The sequence below is a fragment of the Natronorubrum halalkaliphilum genome (assembly GCF_009834785.1).
In the GTDB taxonomy this organism is placed as follows: domain Archaea; phylum Halobacteriota; class Halobacteria; order Halobacteriales; family Natrialbaceae; genus Natronorubrum; species Natronorubrum halalkaliphilum.
The window spans coordinates 43,106-61,014 of sequence record NZ_WUYX01000026.1; the positions used below are offsets into that span (position 1 = coordinate 43,106).

Consider the following 17,909-nt stretch of genomic DNA (forward strand, 5'->3'; position numbering starts at 1 on the left):
GTTTATGTGAGTAAACACGTTCAGATATGGAGGGTGGTCTAATTGGTTATTTCATCCCTCGTTATATAGCACTCTCAACGTAACCGTCAGGTATATATTCGATGTCACAAATGGTAGTTCATAAGTTGACAAGAGATGGGCTTTATCTACCTCTGCCCTATGAGATACTAGATGTAATTGACCTCTGTCGGGTGTATTCATCAACCGATGAAAGTCGGAACCGAAGGAACAAAAACATGATATTAAACAATGGGTTCGGTGGAACTAATGGTAATGGAGAGTAATAATTCGGTTTCCGTTTGCGTCGTTGGCCTCGGTTACGTTGGGCTTCCGCTCGCAGTCGAGTTTGCTCGGAGTGGACACGATGTCATCGGCTTCGACGTCGATCCAACGAAGATTGAAACACTACGATCGGGAACCGATCCAACTGGCGATGTCGGTGACGAAGCGGTTCAGAACTTCGACATTGAATTTGCGACCGACGAAACGGCTATCGAACGTGCGGAATACGTCCTCATTGCCGTACCAACGCCAGTCGACGACCTCAAGAACCCAGACCTGAAGTACGTCGAGTCTGCCGGAAAAACGGTTGGTCGAAATATCACGGCTGGGACAACGGTGGTCCTCGAGTCAACCGTCTACCCTGGTGCAACACGCGAGAAATTGGCTCCAGCACTTGAGGAGGCGTCGGGGTTGACTGTCGGTGAGGATATCTTTGTTGGATATTCACCGGAACGAATGGTTCCAGGCGACGAGGAACATGGACTCCGAAACGTCGTGAAGATCGTCAGCGGACAAAACGACGAGGTTCTCGATGATGTTGCATCATTATACAAGGACATTATCGATGCTGGCGTCCATCCTGCTCCTGAGATCGAAGTCGCTGAAGCAGCTAAGTGTATCGAAAATATTCAGCGAGATCTGAATATTGCGCTGGTCAATGAGCTCGCGATCGCCTGTGACAAACTCGATCTGAACACGCAGGCTGTCCTCGATGCGGCAGGAACGAAGTGGAACTTCCATAATTACCGGCCAGGATTAGTCGGTGGCCACTGCATTCCCGTGGATCCATTCTTTATGATCTACGAACTCGAGCGGAACGGATTCACTCCACAACTGATCGAAGGTGCTCGAGAGGTCAACGAATACGTTCCCCACCACGTAGCAGATCTCGTTCTGAGAGGATTGAACGACTGTGGGAAGGTTCCGAGGGAAAGTTCCATTCTCGTTCTCGGTCTGGCATACAAGCCAGAGGTCGGGGACGTACGAACGTCTCCAATCGGCGGAACGATTAGGAAACTCGAGTCCTACGGGGCGGACATCGTCGGCTTCGATCCACACGCACCCGTAGAGGTAGTTCGCGATGAGTTCGACATCGACGTTCAAGAAGAGTTATCCGTCGAGGACTTCGATGCAATTGTATTAGCGACCCCACACCAATCGTTGCTCGAGTTCGACTACACGACGGCATCCAGCGTCATGGCCGATAATCCCTTGATGGTCGATGTCGATGGTACACTCGATGGAGAATCGCTCGACGACTGTGGGTTCGAATACATGAGGCTCTAAATGTACCGAGACCATACCGTAGGCGTCGTCATCCCTGCATACAATGAGGAGGGTTTCGTGGGAGATGTGATCACGTCCATGCCCGACTATGTCGACAGGATGTTCGTGATCGACGATCAGTCAACCGACGGAACGTGGGACGAGATTCTAGAGGCTGCCGAGGAAGATTCCGTTTCGGCTGACCCGTTGACGAGAGGTGAGAGTGATACGTCAGAGCCGAGAGCAGTCGCGACGGACGGTGGATCGATGCTTACAGACCGAGCAGTCGTTTCCGATCGGATTGGTCGCGTTGTTCCGATTCAACACCGTGAGAATCTTGGCGCTGGTGGCGCGATCAAGACGGGGTATCTGGCTGCACTCGAGTACGGTGTCGATATCGTTCCAACTGTAGACGGGGACGGACAAATGGACCTTTCACAAATGAGTCGGTTACTCGATCCAATTGTCGAAGAGGAAGCCGACTATGCAAAAGGGAATCGATTACTATACAAGGGCTATCGGTCCAATATGCCGAAGTTCCGGTTCTTCGGTAACTCCATTCTGACGTTCCTGACGAAAATCGCGTCGGGCTACTGGAAAACAATGGATCCCCAAAACGGATATACAGCAATTTCAGGCTATGCGCTGGCTAACGTCGGAATTGAGGATATGTACGAATACTACGGCTACTGTAACGATCTCTTGGTAAAGTTGAACGCCAAGGGGATGCGTGTTGCAGATGTCGCGATTCCAGCCGTGTATGGGGATGAAGAGTCCTCAATCAATTACACAACGTACATACGGAAGGTGTCGGGAATGTTGTTACGGAATTTCTTCTGGCGGTTAAAGGTGAAGTACCTCGTGTTGGACTTCCATCCGCTGGCATTATTCTACCTATTTGGAGTAACGACTGCCGGACTGGGTATCGCCGGTTCGCTGTGGTCGTTGTACGCGAAGTTCGTATTGGGGGATCCATTATTCGTTCGTGCATCTGCGAGTTTGCTTCTGTTCTCCATTGGGAGTATGTTCGTCATGTTTGCAATGCTGTTTGATATGCAGTCAAACGAGAGTCGAGAGGTACAAGTCCGTGACTGAGGAGAAACTCGCTTGCATAACGCTCGATCTCGAGAACGATTGGTACTTTGACGAAGATGGCTACGACCATCTCACATTCGAGTACATCGATGACTACATCAAGCTAATACAGGAACTAGAAATCCCGATAACATTTTTTGTTGTTGGAAAGACGATGGAACGGTTTCCAAATGTGATTAATAAACTAGATGAGAAACTAAATTCTGAATTTTACCTACATTCTTATCAGCATGATATTTCAAAGTCGTATGATTTTCGAACGGAGGTTCAAAACGGAAAAGAAGTGTTCGAATCGCATTTCGGGTACGAACCCAAGGGTTATCGAGCACCCCAGGGGAACATCGAACCCCCTGAGTTCGAGATTCTGGAAGATGAGGGATTCATATTTGATTCAAGTATATTCCCATCGTATCGACCAGGTATCTACAGTAACCTCGACAAGCCGTTGGTGCCGTACCAGCCAACTAAAGCAGAAAGACTCCTTGAAATCCCGATTACAGCGACCCCTTACACACGAATTCCACTCTCTCAGAGCTATCTCAAATTGCTCGGCCAGCCATATCTCATGTATATTAGACATACACCCTTAGCAGACTCGTTGGTCTTCAATACGCATCTTCAGGATTTCTATCAGACAGAATCGCATGATAAGCTTGGTCAGCCAAAAAAGACCATCATGAAAAGAAATCTTAATAACTCTACCGAGATTTTTAAGTCACTAATAGAGATTTTGCAAAGAAAAGGGTATAAATTCTCGACCATTTCAGAAATTCGAAGAAGGCATGAATATTCTACAAAAGAAAAAGGGGATGACAATAAACAGACTAGTTAGAATTCACGATATCACGACAGTATCTGGTAGGATCTGTGAAAAGCAAGCAAATTGTAGAGTTAGTATAGGTCAGTCCTCACAAAACTACTCAGCAAGAATTATGTGATGGGGATTATTCGCCCTCTTGCGCCCTTAAACAAGCGAGTTGACTTCTTCGCCAATATCACATATCTGTTTTTCTTTTAATTTTGAGTGTACTGGGAGATTGATGATTTTCTTGGCTATATTTGCTGATACAGGGCAAGTTTGTGGATTGTTTGGCAAGCTGTAAGAATACATCTTTGAACATCCTATTCCGCGACGACGAAGTTGAGCGATGAGATCGTCTCGGTCATTCTCTACGAGAATTGAGTACCTAAAATAGGAATGGTCATTTTTGATTTTGGGAGTAGTAACCAAATCAGACAAAATTTGGTTGTATATTTGAGCGTTTTGGCGCCTCCTATTGACTCTGGTCTGCAGTTTATCTAGCTGATTTTCCAAGAGTTTTGTAGTCCGATTCTGTATCTCTATGGATTCAAGCGGGCCTAATTCTTGTGAACTTGATGTGAAGAGTGGAGTAAGAATTCGCCGACGGATAATGTCATAGAGCTTACCTGGCATTAGGTTAAATAGCGTGTCTGTAGCAAAAATTGAAACTAGCCCTAACAATGTGAGGAAATCAGACTTTTTTCCATTTCGTATATTCGCCATAGGTTGATTGCTTAAAACAATACCGCCTCCCTTTGATGTTATCTCTTTAGAAAAACGAAGGCTGAATATACAATAATCACTATGTGTCCCAATTTTGTCATTTAACACCAATGTTCCTAAGGCTTGGGCAGCATCTTCAATTATAATAAGATTATTATTAGCGGCGACCTTAGCAATAGAAGGCATATCACATGTATTCCCAAATAAATGAACAGGTATAATAACAGAACTATCCTCCGTAATCTTATTTTTTAGATCGCTAACGTCAATAGTGAAATTCACCGGGTCGACATCTACAAATACTGGAGTTGCAATTTCTTCAACTGCACTGGCAACTGCATAACACGTATATGCTGGCAACAAAACTTCATCATGTTCTTGTAACTCTAAAGAGTTAAGAACATTATAGATTCCTGCCCTACCAGATTGGAATATCGTAGTGTATTCAAACTCTGTCCTATGAGAAAGATTGCACCAAAACTCTGAATTAACTCCTGGTTTAAAATAGGCAGAAAAGTCTGACGGATGCAATTGTATACGTTCAACTCTTGCTTTCATTAAAATCTGTCTCCATATGATAATCTATTAATTGAATCGGTTGATTTCATGCTGCCAAGCGACTATGGAGTATTAATTGATTCCGTTGTTATTAATGTTTTCCTTTAACTGTTTCATCGCCTCCTGTAGCTCAGTTCTAGTGAGACCACCACCGGTGGCAAGTTGATCCGTGCCGCCAGCACCTCCTTCACCAAGTTCAGCGATACGCTTTGCAATGTTCACGGCTGCATAATTCTCTGAAAGATTAGATGATACCCCAACTGCAAATTTTCCATCGTCCAAGATACCAGCCAACAGAATTACATTCTCTTGGTGAATGGCACTCGATGCTAATTGTTCAATATCATCAAAATTCCCACTTGTGAAGATTACATCTATTACAAATTCTGACTCAGTAGGAGGGTTCTCTTTACGAGCAGACCACCACGCATCAATCCAACGTTGACGTGTCTGGTCAATTGATTTATTAAGTTCCCTAATACGGTTATCTAGTTGCTCTACTTCCTCTGGTAAATCTTCCTGGCGACAATTAAGCATATCAGTAACCATTTCTAGTGTTTGTGTAGACGTGCCAGTTCGATCGATTGTGGAAGGTGACTGCGGGCGTTGCCATTCTTTTATAGACTCAGTATCAATTACTGACGATTTTGATCGCCACCACCAAAATACGTTCGTAATGATAAGGCATCCAAAAAGGATTCCAGCAATAAGTCTCCAAGTCATTGTGATATTAGTACCGCTTTTTGCCAGCAGTATAGTTACTTTGATTCTCACGATTATATGGGTTAGTATCCCTCTAATTACTAACTATGCCCTACCTGTTTGACAGGAATAACATCAGTTAACTGGAGGAAGTAAGTCATTTTATTACCTTTGTTTCGGTAACGTCTAATGATGGACATCCAAATCTCACCAGATGAAACTGATTGGAACCAATTTATCGAATCAAATTCAGGACCTATCTTCAATCGGAACGAGTGGAGCGCAATATGCTCAATATATGGTCATAAATCATACAATATGGCAGTCATTAATGATTCAGGTGATATTTGCGCATGTCTACCTCTTATCCATCTTAAGAGCGCTATCTTTGGTAATACTTTAGTTTCAATGCCATTCTCAGAGCACGGTTCGATAGTAATAGATGAGTCTATCAACGATCGAAACCAAGCCGTTGACCTTTTGAGAGGGAAAGCACAGGAATTGGCTCAACAAAAGGGAGTAGATTATCTTTGCTTACGAGGTTCGAGATATCCGTCTTCTAAAGAGTTTATTCGTCTAAGTAGATATGTAACATTTGTAGTCGAGACTAATTCTTCAATGGAAGATATATGGGATTCTTTTGAAACACGTTTTCGGACAAATATACGCAATTCTCGCGATCATAGTCTTACAACCCAAGTAGTTGAAAATGAGGCAAGCAACTTTTCGCACGATCCAGTAAGTAGTTATTATAATCTCCACCTTCGAACAATGCGCGATCTAGGAAGCCCGCCTCATGCTAAAAGCTTTTTCGTTAATATATGGAGGAAATTAGGAAAAATAGATGGCGCAATATTCATTTTCGTAATATATGATGGGATCCCTATTAACGCAGCTCTTGCATTCCCTTACGGTGATACAGTACATTATTGGGGTGCTGTCTCAAAACCCAACTACCGTCACCTCAATGGAGGAAGTTTGCTACTCTGGAAGTGCATAAAATGGGCTCAAAATAACGGTTACCAACAAGTAGATCTAGGACGTACTCGACCAGGGACAGGGGTCTACAAATTCAAATCAGGCACAAATGGGCAGGAAATATACCTTGATGATCTTTTTTATTTTCCAGAAGAAATTAGTATGCCTCCCGATCCAGAGGATTCAAAATTCACCCCGTTAATACGTATTTGGAGACAGTTGCCGTTATCTGTAACAGAGGCCCTTGGACCTCACTTACGAGGAAACATCCCATAATTTATAGACTCAATCATCAACTCGCCGGCATAAATACTAGACGAGTGTATGGGCGAGTCAGGAACCTTTTAGTCCAACCAGAACCCCGTGCTGTGCACCTCACGGTTCGGTTTGGCACGTGGAGAACAAAGCTGAGAGGCGATTACTGAAGCGTCTAAACAAGGCTAAAAACTGTATAGGAAATCTGGGAGTTGGTGAACTCGTATTTGCTCCCTCATAGCAGAGGTGATTACGATTGTGTTAGACATACTTTCTGCACCGCGTTGTTTCGTACGTAGTATATTATATGGGCCAATGGGATAATATAAATCCCTAGCTAACGTGAATGTCTATAAGTAACCTAAATCTTTAAGCCGGTCCTCTGTGTCTTTAGTCATGGCCCGTTCTACCTTTTCTGCAAGGTGTTGATCTATAGAGCCAAGCTCTTTGTCTGACTGTTCAATTGGAAAATCAGGTGAACCCCACGTTTTTTGATCCGAGAATAGAAGCTTAAATCCAGTTGGATTGCGAGTTTTTCGAAGATGCTTCCCTGCGGATATTCGTGTTAGATAACCTATTGTAAGTTTAATCTTTGACCAAATATTTGAACGAACGAATACATGACCCCCGTCTTTATCCCACTTACTGTCTATTCTATAATTAAATTCTCCTTGAAAAGATGGGAATCTTCGATTATAGAGACAATAGGCTGTCTCCCGATCATATTCAGGGTCAAAGATCGGTGAACCAGGTGTATCTGAGAACGGTTCTTTATCAAGCAAGTGTGAGACTGTTACCGGTAAATCAACGTGACTAGTTATATCAATATCTATACTAGGAAGGTCAGGATGAATGTAAAAGGTGGGTACATACACGATTTCTGGGCACATAGGATAAGATTGGCTTACATGCCCGTACTCTCCAAGAAGTTCACCATGATCTGAAAGGAATATGATTAAAGTATCATCAAGAAGATCACGGTCTTTCAATGGTTGTAAAACATATTTTTCAAACCGATTGATGGAGTCGTTAATTCCCTTTTCGTACATCTTACGGAGGTTTTCGGTATCCCCAGCGTGTTCTGTGAAGAAGTCTGGAACAGATATCTCAGCGTTCATGTCCATGTCCCATCGTCCATATGGTGCATGGCCGCCTGGGTCACGCATAAACCAGCCAAATGGTTCCTGAATATCATCTAGAGAAAGACGGTCATATCTTTGTAAAGGATAGTCATATATTGTTTCGTTGAAAAATTTTCCCAAATGATCGTCGTTCAACATCCCTCCAACATCACTAAGCCCAGAGTGTTCGAATTGATCCAATATTGTTGGTGTCTCCTCAGGAATTACATCTGTAAAGCCCCCTACACCATGTTGTGGAAGATATTGACCAGTCAGCATACTAGCTATTGAAGTCGGGGTATGCGATGAGGCGCTTATTGTTTTGAATCCTTCACCCTTTTTTTGAATCTCTTCGGGGATCGAATCCCAACGAATCGAATCAGACATATATATTACAAGGTTGCTTGCATCTATCATGCCTGATCAGTTTGATTGGATAGATTTATATTTTTGGATTCACACTCATCCTCTATGGCGCGCATTCTTTTCAGTATTCATCATCCAGCACATGTACATTTCTTTCGAAACGCTATAAAGGAACTCACAGATGATGGAAATTCCATCGCTGTTTTTGCTAGAGATAAGGATGTAACTGTACAACTATTGGAAAGTTACTCAATACAGCACGAAATCTTGTCCGGAAATTTCAAAACTACGATGGGATTAGTTAAAGAAAGTTTGAAGTATGAATTTAACCTGTTACGGAAGGCTAGGGACTTCGAACCAGATATATTAGTCTCGATTGGAAGTGGTGCACTAACTTCTTACATATCTAGTTTGATTGGTGCTACTAGTATTGCATTTAATGATACCGAAAATGCAACCCTTCAAAATCGTATCGGTTACCCAATGGTAGACCAAATTTTCACTCCAGACTGTTATAATGGTGATCACGGCACCAAACACGTAAAGTATGCAGGTTATCATGAACTGGCATATTTACACCCAGATAGATTTAAACCTGATCCATCAGTGCTCAATATGGCTGGACTTGATCACGATGAACAGTTTGTCATACTACGATTGATCTCTTGGGATGCAATACATGATGTTGGTGATAGTGGGTTTAAGGATATTGTTGATGTCGTGGAAGAACTAGAGGACACAGGTGCTACAGTTAGAATTACGTCTGAAGCGAATCTACCATCAGGTGTTGAAGATCGGCAAGTTTCAATCCCACCACATCAAATTCACGATCTTATGGCCTTTGCAGATCTATATGTGGGAGAAAGTGCAACAATGGCTGCAGAGAGTTCTGTTCTTGGAACACCAGCTATTTTTGTGTCTTCAAGCCGCAGAGGCTATACCGACGAACTTGAGGCAAAATATGGACTCGTTTTTAATTACTCTGATGAAAGTCGTCATAAAGATGGACTCAATCAAGCACTGAAAATTCTGGAGAGAGATGATGACGAAAATTGGGAAAAACGTCGTCAAAAAATGCTTGAAGAAAAAATTGACACAACAGATTTCATAACGAAAACAATTCAAAAATCAGTTAGGGGGGCTAATAGATGAGAGTTTGGGGAACGAGCAGGTGGTGGCGAGAAGTGTCCAATGCAACTCGCCAACCTGCTCAGAGAGAGCTTAGACGTGGACTGTGATGAGGTTTGGGAGAACGAGCGCACCCCGACACCCGTTAGTGCCTATCGTAACTTCTGAAGGTATCCACCAAGGTGGTCGGCGATCCATGAGGCTGCGAAACTCAGCCGAGTCGTAAGTTGCTCAAAGAGTTCAGTGAGGAGAGCGCGGTATTCTGCCGCGCTCTCCACGATCAACGGCGATGCTTCCCATTTGAGGCTTTTCCAGACCTGCTCGATTGGATTGAGATCAGGCGAACCAACTGGGAGAAACACGATATCAATGCCCAGTTGGTAGGCTCGCCTACGCGTGTACTCACATACGTGCGACGAGAAGTTGTCCAAGACGAGCAGAATCCGCTGGCCCGGATTCTGCTTGCGGATCCCTTCGAGACAGCCACAGATCCGTTCTTTCTCTTGATTGGCCGGAAACTGAACGACACTCTCACCCGAGAGTGCGTAGAACCCGGCCGCTGGTTCGTCTAACTTTACCAGCGGTCGGGTGATATGTGGATCATCCACGGTGTAAAGCCGCTGTGAGTTGTCCCATGGTTGGGGATGCGATGTGTCGAGAAATCCAAGGACAGTTCCGCCATCCGTACGGATTTCCTCGTCAACAACCCACCCTTCTTCGCCATCTCCCTCGCGTTGGTTATGCGGCTCATCAGCCCCCTCGTCGAACGCGTCGCCGACGCGTTCGTCGAGAATCTCTTCGGCGTTCTCCGGGCGTGATGGACGCTGCATCTAATGGATCATATCGACGAGATCTCCGTCGAAGAACTTCACGACGCACTCGACAACGTCGAGGGAAGGAAGCCGACACAACGGCTGTTAGCGGCGATTGCGTACAAAAACGGTGTTACGCAGACTGAACTAGCCGAGTGGCATAACACCGCGAACAATTTACAGTCGCTCTTGTGAAGCACGTTGTTGATTTTCAGAGCGCAGCATCGATAGCATGTTTGAGAGCTTCATCACCTAGTTTTCTATAGAGTTCACGCCGAAGCTGAAACGCTCTGAGAGACGGTGTTAGCTTGTCTTTCGAGACTCCTCGATGTGGTGAGAGCCACGGTCGCACCAGCGACCCGTGGCTCTCGCAGGTATTGACGTGCACATCTCCATCAGCGTATTCACCATTGCCATGGACGACGTATTCGCGGGCGAATGCGTCGTCCTTCTCAAGCGGGTCGTACGCGCGAAATCCGTCGGTATACACTGTCAGTGGCTCCTCTTCGTGGTCCGCAAGCAGGAGCCGAACCGTCGATTCGTCGGCGGATTTCGCTGGCACGACGTACCGCTGGTCGTTGCCACGATCAACGAGCGTGAATACCGGTGGTTTGTCTCCCTCGTACGAGCCACGACCGCGCGTGGACAGGCCACGCGAGCGCGACTTTAGTACTCCGGAAAAGGTTTTGAGGAACGGGTGTTCAGAACAGCGGCCTTAGCGTCAGTGCCTGAACTCCACTGATTGGATTCCTCAATAGCTTCTCTGGATCACTAAAATCTCCCAGACAGTCGGTGGGCCGACACAGGTCGATGAAACCCAGCAAGTGTGTTCGGGATTCAAAGGCCAAGAGCCGCCGCGGGAGGGGCTCGACCGCGGCGGCTCGCCAGAGGGTGGACGAACCAGATGGACGGGAGAGCAGGGAGACGAATTGACGCTCGTCGCGGCGTGCCGCGACGTGCTTCGTGTAGTATCAGCACAGGAAGGAAGCGACTACGAGGACGATTTAGGCCCGATCATCGAGGAAGCAGCCGACCTCTCCCAGCCGCTGGGAGAGGTCTGGACTGATGGACTACCCGCCTATCAAGGGATGGAGCACGATCACCGGTACGTCGTCCATGACGAAGGATACGTCTCTGAGGACGGCGTTCACACGAACCAAGCGGAGTGTCTCTGGTCGCTGTTACAGCCGTGGCTTGCGAAATTCCGCGGCCTCTCCAAGCAGGGCTTGGAGCAGGCCGCTCAGACCTACGGGTTCCTTCGTTCACTGAACCTGACCGGCGCACCGATCCATGGCCTCATCGATTGTGTCGCTGTCAATGTATTCCGCTAAACTACCGAAGAGCGAGTCTGGAAAGTGCTCAAACGCAATGCCTCGCCAATCGCCGTCTCTTCGATACCCTCACCGATCGACTTGGATTCGCCAAGTCCTGGATCGATCAGTTCCTTGGCCCATATTTGCAAAAGTTATCTTGATCATTAAGCCGTCGCGGGTCGCGGTCGACGAGAAACAGATCGAGGTAGATGGTGAGAAAAAGTGGCTGTACGCCGCAATCGACACAGAATCAAAGCTTCTGCTAGAAATCGATGTCTACAGCCGCCGCGGGACTGACCCCGCGGCGGCGTTCCTGCATCGGCTCACCGAGAAACATGAAATCGACGAGACAGAGTTTCTCGTCGATGCTGGCGGGGATTTGACTGCCCTCGCGTGCCACGAATTGAGCGGTCAGCTCAACTACAGCGACCGAAACCACGTCGAAAAGTGGTTTCAGACTGTGCCAATGCGGATCGACCGCCTTCACTCCTTCTGGCGGGGCAGTCCGGCCAGCGCAAGACGCTGGCTCAGACGCTTCAGATACCATTATAACCACGATCGACCGAATCAAGCACTCAATGGCCGAACGCCAGCTGAGGAGGTGTCGAACTAGACAGTGCCGTATGATGCTAGATATCTATAAAACGAATATAATATGAACTCTAAAACCGAATTCGTCTACGACGAGTCGACGACCAGCCAATGAAAAAGAAATATGGTTTGGTTAAACCAAGGATAATAATGAAATAATGTCTTCTGATATTAGAATGCAACCATCCGGAAATCGAGAAGCAGAAGTAATCAATCATCTTAACAAAGCTTACAAAGGATGGGGTAACAAAGAATACATTACGTATACGAAAGGAGATAGGATTTGAATGAAGGTTTTAAATCTGGTGACAACGCCAAGGCCGTTCTTTGATAATCAGTTACGAGCACTTCAAAGACTCGGTGTTGAAGTTGATGTAATCCAAGTGCCAGGCCGGGAATCCCAAGAAGAGTCTCGCTTGGCCACTGATTACTTACAGTATTATCCGAATGTACTCCGAAAACAGTTTGAGGACTACGATTTAGTTCATGCAAACTTCGGTAATACTACCCCATTCGCTATATTTCAGCCAACACGGCCTATTGTTGTCTCTTTCTGGGGGTCAGACCTTATGGGTCGATTCGGTGCAATTAATTCTCGTTTTGCATCTTTATTCAACGAAGTGATCCTACCGTCACCTGTACTCACTAGATATGTTCCCTGTGATTGTCATATAATACCATTTGAGATTAACACGGAACTCTTTTGTCCAATTTCAAAGTCAGAAGCACGTTTGGAAGTAGGTTGGGAACAAAACAAAAACTATATTTTATTCCCCTATTCGGAAACGAGAGAAGAAAAAAACTATCCGCTAGCAAGACGCATAGCAGACAATGCTGACCAGAATGTTGAACTTATTGCGATCTCAGAAGTCGAATATGAGCAAATGCCATACTATATCAATGCAAGTGATGTAGTATTAATAACATCAAAACGAGAGAGTGGTCCAATGGTCGTCAAAGAGGCTGCATTATGTAATACACCAGTCATTTCCACCGACGTTGGATTTGTGTCAGATGTATTATCAGATGTGAAGAATTCATACGTCTGTAGTTCAGAAGCAGAACTTGTTGAACAGTTAGATGATGTACTTGAATCAGGCAACCAATCGAATGGCAGAAAATATGCTAATGAATGGGGATTAGATACAATGGGAGAACAATTAGTTAATGTGTATGAATCTGCTATAACCAACCAATGAATTATCTTCATCCAAATCATTTGATTGAGAAACTAACTAGGTTGTGGATTCTTGGACCCTTACTACTAGTAATCGGAGCTATTGGAGTGTACTTTTCCACAGTCATACGAAATCCATATACTCTTTTATATCCTCCATCCCTTATTTTCGCGCCGTTTCTAGCATTCATATTGGTGCACTATAATTCTGATGACTTACCAATAGGGGAAAAGAAACTATTTGGAAAGATAATCGTATTCACCTTTCTATTATTATTATCTATCGTTATTATCCTATATCGGGAAAATGGTTTCCAAAGAACAAGTACTATCTTCTATCTTACATTCGCACTTTATCTACTGACAGCACTACATATTTTCACCCAACCCAAGCCCGTACTCAGTTTGGTTATGATTTTGATTGCTGGGATAACAAACAGACTAACAGCATATTATTCGAGTTCCCTATACAATGGGGTTGATATATATACCCATAGCAACTACATCAAATCTATAACTGCTAACGGGTCCTTAGAGGTTTTTGCCACAAGTAAGTATTTTTATGCACCCTTTTATCATATTCTAGCATCAAGTGCGGAATTGATATATGCGGTACCAACTCGTGATGCGATCGTTCTTACCACACTTATAGCGGTAACAGTACTTCCGATGCTTGCTGTCTATCTTATAACAATCCAATTCTGGAACTCAACGAACAGTCTAGTTGCCGGATTTCTATATATCACAACAGACCATGCAATTGGTTGGGGAATTCATGTGATTCCAACCTCATTAGGCCTTGTATTCTTTTCCCTTCTATTCTTATCATTAATGAAGTATGTGTGCTGGAGAAGGAAGCGTCAACTCATCTTAGCAATAGCGATGATGACAGCACTCATGTTCACTCATCAAGTTAGTCTATTTATTGCAATTACTGCAACAGTGGCATTTGCGATATCAACAGTTATATATCAATTGAACATCTCGAGGATCGAAGTAAATATTGGTCTCTTGGCTGGCCTTACAATGTTTATAGATTTTGTTGTCACAAAGTATAGCGGACCACAAGGAACAGCCAGCTTTTTTGATGTTGTTCTAGGAAATCTATTCATTTCTCTGATGGGTGCTGGTACAGAAGCTCGTACAGAAGTAGCCGTCCCTCAGGATCCATCTATCAGCCCGTCTGGGGCTGCTGCTCTTACACTTCCTCAGGTTGTTGGTTCTGCTATCCTCCTCACATTTGCTATTGTGGGTGCCCTGTACTGGTTATCAAACCGTCGAGAAAATGACGCTTTATTTATCGGTATCGGATTGAGTACTGTCACAACGGTGTTACTTTTTGTGACATTGGTTGGTCCAGTAATAGGGCTACGAAATCTCTTACCAAGTAGATGGTGGGCGTTTATATATATTTTTCTAGCTGTGCTCGCTGCTCCAGGACTAATTGCGACCATAAATATAGGATCGAAATTGTTTGTTCCAATACTAAATTTAAGCAATTTTCAAAATGTGACTATAATACTCATATTAATTGTTGTCCCGTATATTGCTTTGATGGGTGGTAATTATGCAGGGGCCTCTGATGACCCTCTATTAGATGATGCACCTGGAGCAGAAGAAATGAAAGTCACTGATTCAGAAAAACAGTTGTTTGAACACGCTATTGAATATCAGGACAGCACAAATATCCTAGCGGATCGTCGGGCATCAGCCATATTCTCACGATATTATGGTGTTCCAGCAAACACATTATCTATAGATCTTGATAGTCAAGAACATATACAAGAACCATCCATTGTTATTAACAGAGAGTATATTCATACAAGACATTCCCAATATGAAATTAGAACAGAGCAAGCTATACATGTTGTTCATGGCCGTTTCCCAATAACTGAACTACCGACTACGTCTAAGCAACCTATCTACAATAGTGGAAACCACGAGATTACTCATATTTCTTTCTGAGACCTTTACTGAATGTGTCATGGCAAAGCTCTACTTGAAATATCCATTCAGAATAGTGCAAGACCGGACTTCCTCAAGCATTTCAAGAGTAGAGCCGCCCGTCTATATTCTGATTATGGCTGATAACTATAGCTTGCAACACACGCGTCTCACCCTCCATGGCGATCGGATTGAATCATCCTACCTATATATTAAGAGGTTATACTGGTCACTCCAATGCCATTCTCGGCTGATGGGAAGATACGAAATATAATTGAGTACTCTCGATTGCCGTGTTGACTCAATGGAAATCCTGCTATCTCCTGAAAATGTAAAACAAGCCCGGGACGCAAGAGACCGAGAGCTAGCGGGCGAACCCGCCGCTGGCGTTCTTGTCCGCCAGGTACACGTCATTCTGAATTGTTTTGTATAGAAGGGGCCCATAGCTACCGTGAAACGTCGAACTGGCTAAAGTGCATGGCTGAAGTTCGTAATGGGCTCTTGCATAACTCAGCGAAACACGTTGACGACAAAACAGTCAAGAAGGCCGTGCAAGGGTGCTCCAGCGAGGTTTAACGTCCGTCCGAACCTGTAGTAGTTCACAGAAGCACTGGGTACTCGACGAGAGGTGCGCTGGTCAGAGTGGCTCTCTCGCGTCGAATTACTGAATCAGTTCACCCAGAAGTTTGTTGAATCACTACAGGTTCGGACGGACTGTTCTAACCCGGGCTTGGAGAGGCCGCGGAATTTCTGCAGCCATGGGTTCACCAGCGACCAGAGGCATTCGACTTGATTGATATGAACACCGTCATCAGTGACAAACTCTTCGGAGTGAACAACGATCTGCTCATTCTCGTAGACGAGTGGCGCGTACCCGCGCCACCCGTTGTGCCACACTTCGTCAAGTTTCCCCGAGAGAATCTCTACCTCATCGAGTGCTGGCTTGAGCTCTTCCGGTTGGGAACCTGGTTCGGTGCGAATTACTCGAAGGACGTCACGACAAGCACCGATCAGCGTCATTGTGTCACCAGGTGCACCTTCCCAGCGTGATCGCCCTTTCTCTCCAGAGCCGCCGCGGGAGAGGCTGTCCCGCGGCGGCGTCTGTCCCTTGTAGCCGGAACACTTGTGATCGGTTTCGTCGATCTGAGTTGGCCCGTCGATGGTGTGCTGGATGCGTTCCCAGACGAGGTAGAAGCCGCCTTCGAGCGCGGCTTCTACCTCTCGAATCGTGGTATGAATCGTGTCGTAGACGGCATCAAAGAACTGGGCAATCTGATGAATGCTGAGTAGTGTATCAGCGTAGAGGACGAACGCGATAACAATCTCGCCAGGAGTGAGTGTACGGCCGTGGAAAGGTGTGTTACGGGTGTATATGAAGCCGTATCGACAGTTGGTACACCAGAGTCGGGGACTGTCGTCCCCACTCTGGATTTCGGTTTCACTGCACTCTGGACAGGGAGCTTCTTCCCAGGCGTGCTTACAGCGCCGCTCGATACGGAGATCGAGCGGCTCTGGGCGCAACACTATTGAGGAGAGCTCAACAAGATTCTGTAGCATCCCGCCGAAGGCTGTCCGCTTGCACATAGTAACTAGCGTACGGCGGGATGCTGTAATTCTCAGGGTGCTGTTTCACTCAGTTCGGTAAGAGCCCGTAATGTATTGGTCCCGTCCCAAAGTCGTCTAGAGTTCGCCTCTGGTATCGTCAATTGACACCTCCATTGTGATGGCTGTTTTGGCTGAGCGCTCGAGCAGTTCGTCGGCGAACGCCGCGAACTGCTCGGGATCGGCGTACTGCACCAGATTCAACCAGAGAAGCGACTCTAGCCCTGCTTCTGACCATTGCATCCATTGCTTCTTACACCGTTTCGAAACTTCACCCATGGCTCGTTCGACCACGTTTGATGTCCACGGAACCTGCTGTTGGTTAAGCGCGAACTCCGCGAACGTCACGGTTGCTTCCGCCCATTCCCAGAGGTACGCCGCTGCTTTTGGGGAGTCTTGACGCTCTAACCTCCAGGCTTCTTTCCGAAGGTTCTCGAGCGTTTGGTCGATCCGCTTACGGATCGCCAAACGCTCATTCCTCGGTGCATGGAGTGCGACAGAGTTCTTCAGATGGAACAGATCATTCGTAACGCCAGAGACGATTGCTTTCCGCTCGGAGAGCGGAAACGAATCGTCTTTCCAGAACTTGTACCCGAGCGTTCGACCGACGTGAACGAGGTCGAGCTGGTGAGATCGGCCACCATTCTCGAACGCATCGACAAGCGCTTTCTCGGCGTCACTGACGACCGTCGCGTCGTCAGTGACCGCCTCATTCTCCTCGAGAGTCTCAGCTGTATCATCCTAAGAATCGTTGAGATTGACGTCTAAGAGCGTAGTTTCCGTGTCTTCCTCGGTGGTCTGTCCGAGGGTGACGTTGACGTCGTGGTACGTGCAGTGATCGTCCTGGCTATGACACTTCGTTCCGTCAGGAACGACAGTGTCTGCGTTCGTCCCAGGAAGCCGATCACGAACGAAGTCACCGAGTTTGCTGCCGTACTCGCGGACTCGACGGTTGATTGTCGTTTTCGAAGGCATCGGAGTGAAGCCGTCGCCGTGGGCGACGGCATCACGAAAGCTGAGCAACGTAGCGAGGTCGGTACTCTGGAGCGAAACATCCTCTTGATAGATACGCTGTCCGTCGAATTCGACGAGATCCTCGAGTGGACGGAAGTAGGTTGGATCGTCCTCAGCAGCAGCGGTATCTTTGACGTGGTGGAGAGTGAATTCGTGTTCTCCAGCAGTTGTAACGGCTGT

General features: G+C 46.0%; 11 protein-coding genes and 8 pseudogenes. 12 read left to right on the forward strand and 7 right to left on the reverse strand.

What is annotated here, in order from left to right:
• Positions 1 to 267 precede the first annotated feature (267 nt).
• Genes GS429_RS07210 through GS429_RS07220 form a run of 3 tightly spaced genes read left to right on the forward strand, consistent with a single transcriptional unit; the run spans position 268 to position 3,475 of the window.
• Positions 268 to 1,569, forward strand: a complete 1,302-nt coding sequence (locus tag GS429_RS07210) for a nucleotide sugar dehydrogenase (RefSeq protein ID WP_201293977.1) — start codon at positions 268 to 270, stop codon at positions 1,567 to 1,569.
• Entirely contained in the window at positions 1,570 to 2,643 is a 1,074-nt protein-coding gene (locus GS429_RS07215; protein WP_160064099.1) for a glycosyltransferase family 2 protein, read from the forward strand.
• A complete protein-coding gene (locus GS429_RS07220) occupies positions 2,636 to 3,475 on the forward strand; it encodes a polysaccharide deacetylase family protein (RefSeq protein ID WP_328821285.1) in 840 nt (279 codons plus the stop codon). Before GS429_RS07215 ends, GS429_RS07220 begins: the two co-directional genes overlap by 8 nt.
• A 132-nt stretch (positions 3,476 to 3,607) precedes the next feature.
• Here the strand turns inward: GS429_RS07220 and GS429_RS07225 are convergent, their stop codons facing one another.
• A complete protein-coding gene (locus tag GS429_RS07225) occupies positions 3,608 to 4,726 on the reverse strand; it encodes a DegT/DnrJ/EryC1/StrS family aminotransferase (protein ID WP_160064103.1) in 1,119 nt (372 codons plus the stop codon).
• A gap of 72 nt (positions 4,727 to 4,798) precedes the next feature.
• Entirely contained in the window at positions 4,799 to 5,500 is a 702-nt protein-coding gene (locus GS429_RS07230; protein WP_160064105.1) for a DHHA1 domain-containing protein, read from the reverse strand.
• Between the two features lie 117 nt (positions 5,501 to 5,617).
• On the opposite strand from GS429_RS07230, the gene GS429_RS07235 reads away from it, so the two are divergent.
• Complete coding sequence (locus tag GS429_RS07235; RefSeq protein ID WP_160064107.1) at positions 5,618 to 6,682, forward strand: lipid II:glycine glycyltransferase FemX; 1,065 nt, start codon at positions 5,618 to 5,620, stop codon at positions 6,680 to 6,682.
• A 329-nt stretch (positions 6,683 to 7,011) separates the two neighbouring features.
• On the opposite strand, the gene GS429_RS07240 is transcribed toward GS429_RS07235, so the two are convergent.
• Positions 7,012 to 8,199: a sulfatase-like hydrolase/transferase gene (locus GS429_RS07240; protein ID WP_160064109.1), complete on the reverse strand. Its 1,188-nt coding sequence runs from the start codon at positions 8,197 to 8,199 to the stop codon at positions 7,012 to 7,014.
• 54 nt (positions 8,200 to 8,253) lie between these two features.
• Between GS429_RS07240 and GS429_RS07245 the strand changes: the two genes are divergently transcribed.
• Together GS429_RS07245 and GS429_RS07250 are read left to right on the forward strand one after the other, a co-directional pair.
• A complete protein-coding gene (locus tag GS429_RS07245; protein WP_160064111.1) occupies positions 8,254 to 9,300 on the forward strand; it encodes a DUF354 domain-containing protein in 1,047 nt (348 codons plus the stop codon).
• Positions 9,301 to 9,339: 39 nt separating this feature from the next.
• Positions 9,340 to 9,432 (forward strand): annotated as a pseudogene (locus GS429_RS07250) (IS6 family transposase); the annotation flags it as partial.
• Here the strand turns inward: GS429_RS07250 and GS429_RS07255 are convergent.
• A pseudogene (locus GS429_RS07255) lies at positions 9,429 to 10,103 on the reverse strand (IS630 family transposase); the annotation flags it as partial. The pseudogenes GS429_RS07250 and GS429_RS07255 overlap by 4 nt on opposite strands.
• Positions 10,104 to 10,109: 6 nt before the next feature.
• Here GS429_RS07255 and GS429_RS07260 point away from each other — a divergent pair.
• A pseudogene (locus GS429_RS07260) lies at positions 10,110 to 10,256 on the forward strand (IS630 family transposase); the annotation flags it as partial.
• Between the two features lie 43 nt (positions 10,257 to 10,299).
• Here the strand turns inward: GS429_RS07260 and GS429_RS07265 are convergent.
• Positions 10,300 to 10,752 (reverse strand): annotated as a pseudogene (locus tag GS429_RS07265) (IS1595 family transposase); the annotation flags it as partial.
• A 109-nt stretch (positions 10,753 to 10,861) separates the two neighbouring features.
• Here GS429_RS07265 and GS429_RS07270 point away from each other — a divergent pair.
• The 5 genes and pseudogenes from GS429_RS07270 to GS429_RS07290 all read left to right on the forward strand — a co-directional run.
• Positions 10,862 to 11,419, forward strand: a pseudogene (locus tag GS429_RS07270) (IS1595 family transposase); the annotation flags it as partial.
• Positions 11,420 to 11,428: 9 nt separating this feature from the next.
• Positions 11,429 to 11,562, forward strand: a pseudogene (locus GS429_RS07275) (IS630 family transposase); the annotation flags it as partial.
• A 5-nt stretch (positions 11,563 to 11,567) separates the two neighbouring features.
• A pseudogene (locus GS429_RS07280) lies at positions 11,568 to 12,014 on the forward strand (DDE-type integrase/transposase/recombinase); the annotation flags it as partial.
• Between the two features lie 265 nt (positions 12,015 to 12,279).
• Positions 12,280 to 13,191 carry a glycosyltransferase family 4 protein gene (locus GS429_RS07285; protein WP_160064113.1) on the forward strand — a complete coding sequence of 304 codons (912 nt, stop codon included), beginning with the start codon at positions 12,280 to 12,282 and terminating at the stop codon, positions 13,189 to 13,191.
• A 173-nt stretch (positions 13,192 to 13,364) separates the two neighbouring features.
• Positions 13,365 to 15,134 (forward strand): glycosyltransferase family protein, encoded by a 1,770-nt coding sequence (locus GS429_RS07290; protein ID WP_160064115.1) that lies wholly within the window; start codon positions 13,365 to 13,367, stop codon positions 15,132 to 15,134.
• A gap of 648 nt (positions 15,135 to 15,782) precedes the next feature.
• On the opposite strand, the gene GS429_RS07295 is transcribed toward GS429_RS07290, so the two are convergent.
• On the reverse strand, positions 15,783 to 16,697 hold the full coding sequence (locus GS429_RS07295; RefSeq protein WP_160064117.1) for an IS1595 family transposase: 915 nt from the start codon (positions 16,695 to 16,697) through the stop codon (positions 15,783 to 15,785).
• A 96-nt stretch (positions 16,698 to 16,793) separates the two neighbouring features.
• Positions 16,794 to 17,909, reverse strand: a pseudogene (locus tag GS429_RS07300) (ISH6 family transposase); the annotation flags it as partial.

Coding starts and splice junctions, on each gene's coding strand:
- GS429_RS07215 (WP_160064099.1), top strand. CDS start 1,570: ATGTACCGAGACCATACCGTAGGCGTCGTCATCCCTGCATACAATGAG.
- GS429_RS07285 (WP_160064113.1), top strand. CDS start 12,280: ATGAAGGTTTTAAATCTGGTGACAACGCCAAGGCCGTTCTTTGATAAT.
- GS429_RS07235 (WP_160064107.1), top strand. CDS start 5,618: ATGATGGACATCCAAATCTCACCAGATGAAACTGATTGGAACCAATTT.
- GS429_RS07240 (WP_160064109.1), bottom strand. CDS start 8,199: ATGATAGATGCAAGCAACCTTGTAATATATATGTCTGATTCGATTCGT.
- GS429_RS07245 (WP_160064111.1), top strand. CDS start 8,254: ATGGCGCGCATTCTTTTCAGTATTCATCATCCAGCACATGTACATTTC.
- GS429_RS07210 (WP_201293977.1), top strand. CDS start 268: ATGGTAATGGAGAGTAATAATTCGGTTTCCGTTTGCGTCGTTGGCCTC.
- GS429_RS07225 (WP_160064103.1), bottom strand. CDS start 4,726: ATGAAAGCAAGAGTTGAACGTATACAATTGCATCCGTCAGACTTTTCT.
- GS429_RS07295 (WP_160064117.1), bottom strand. CDS start 16,697: ATGTGCAAGCGGACAGCCTTCGGCGGGATGCTACAGAATCTTGTTGAG.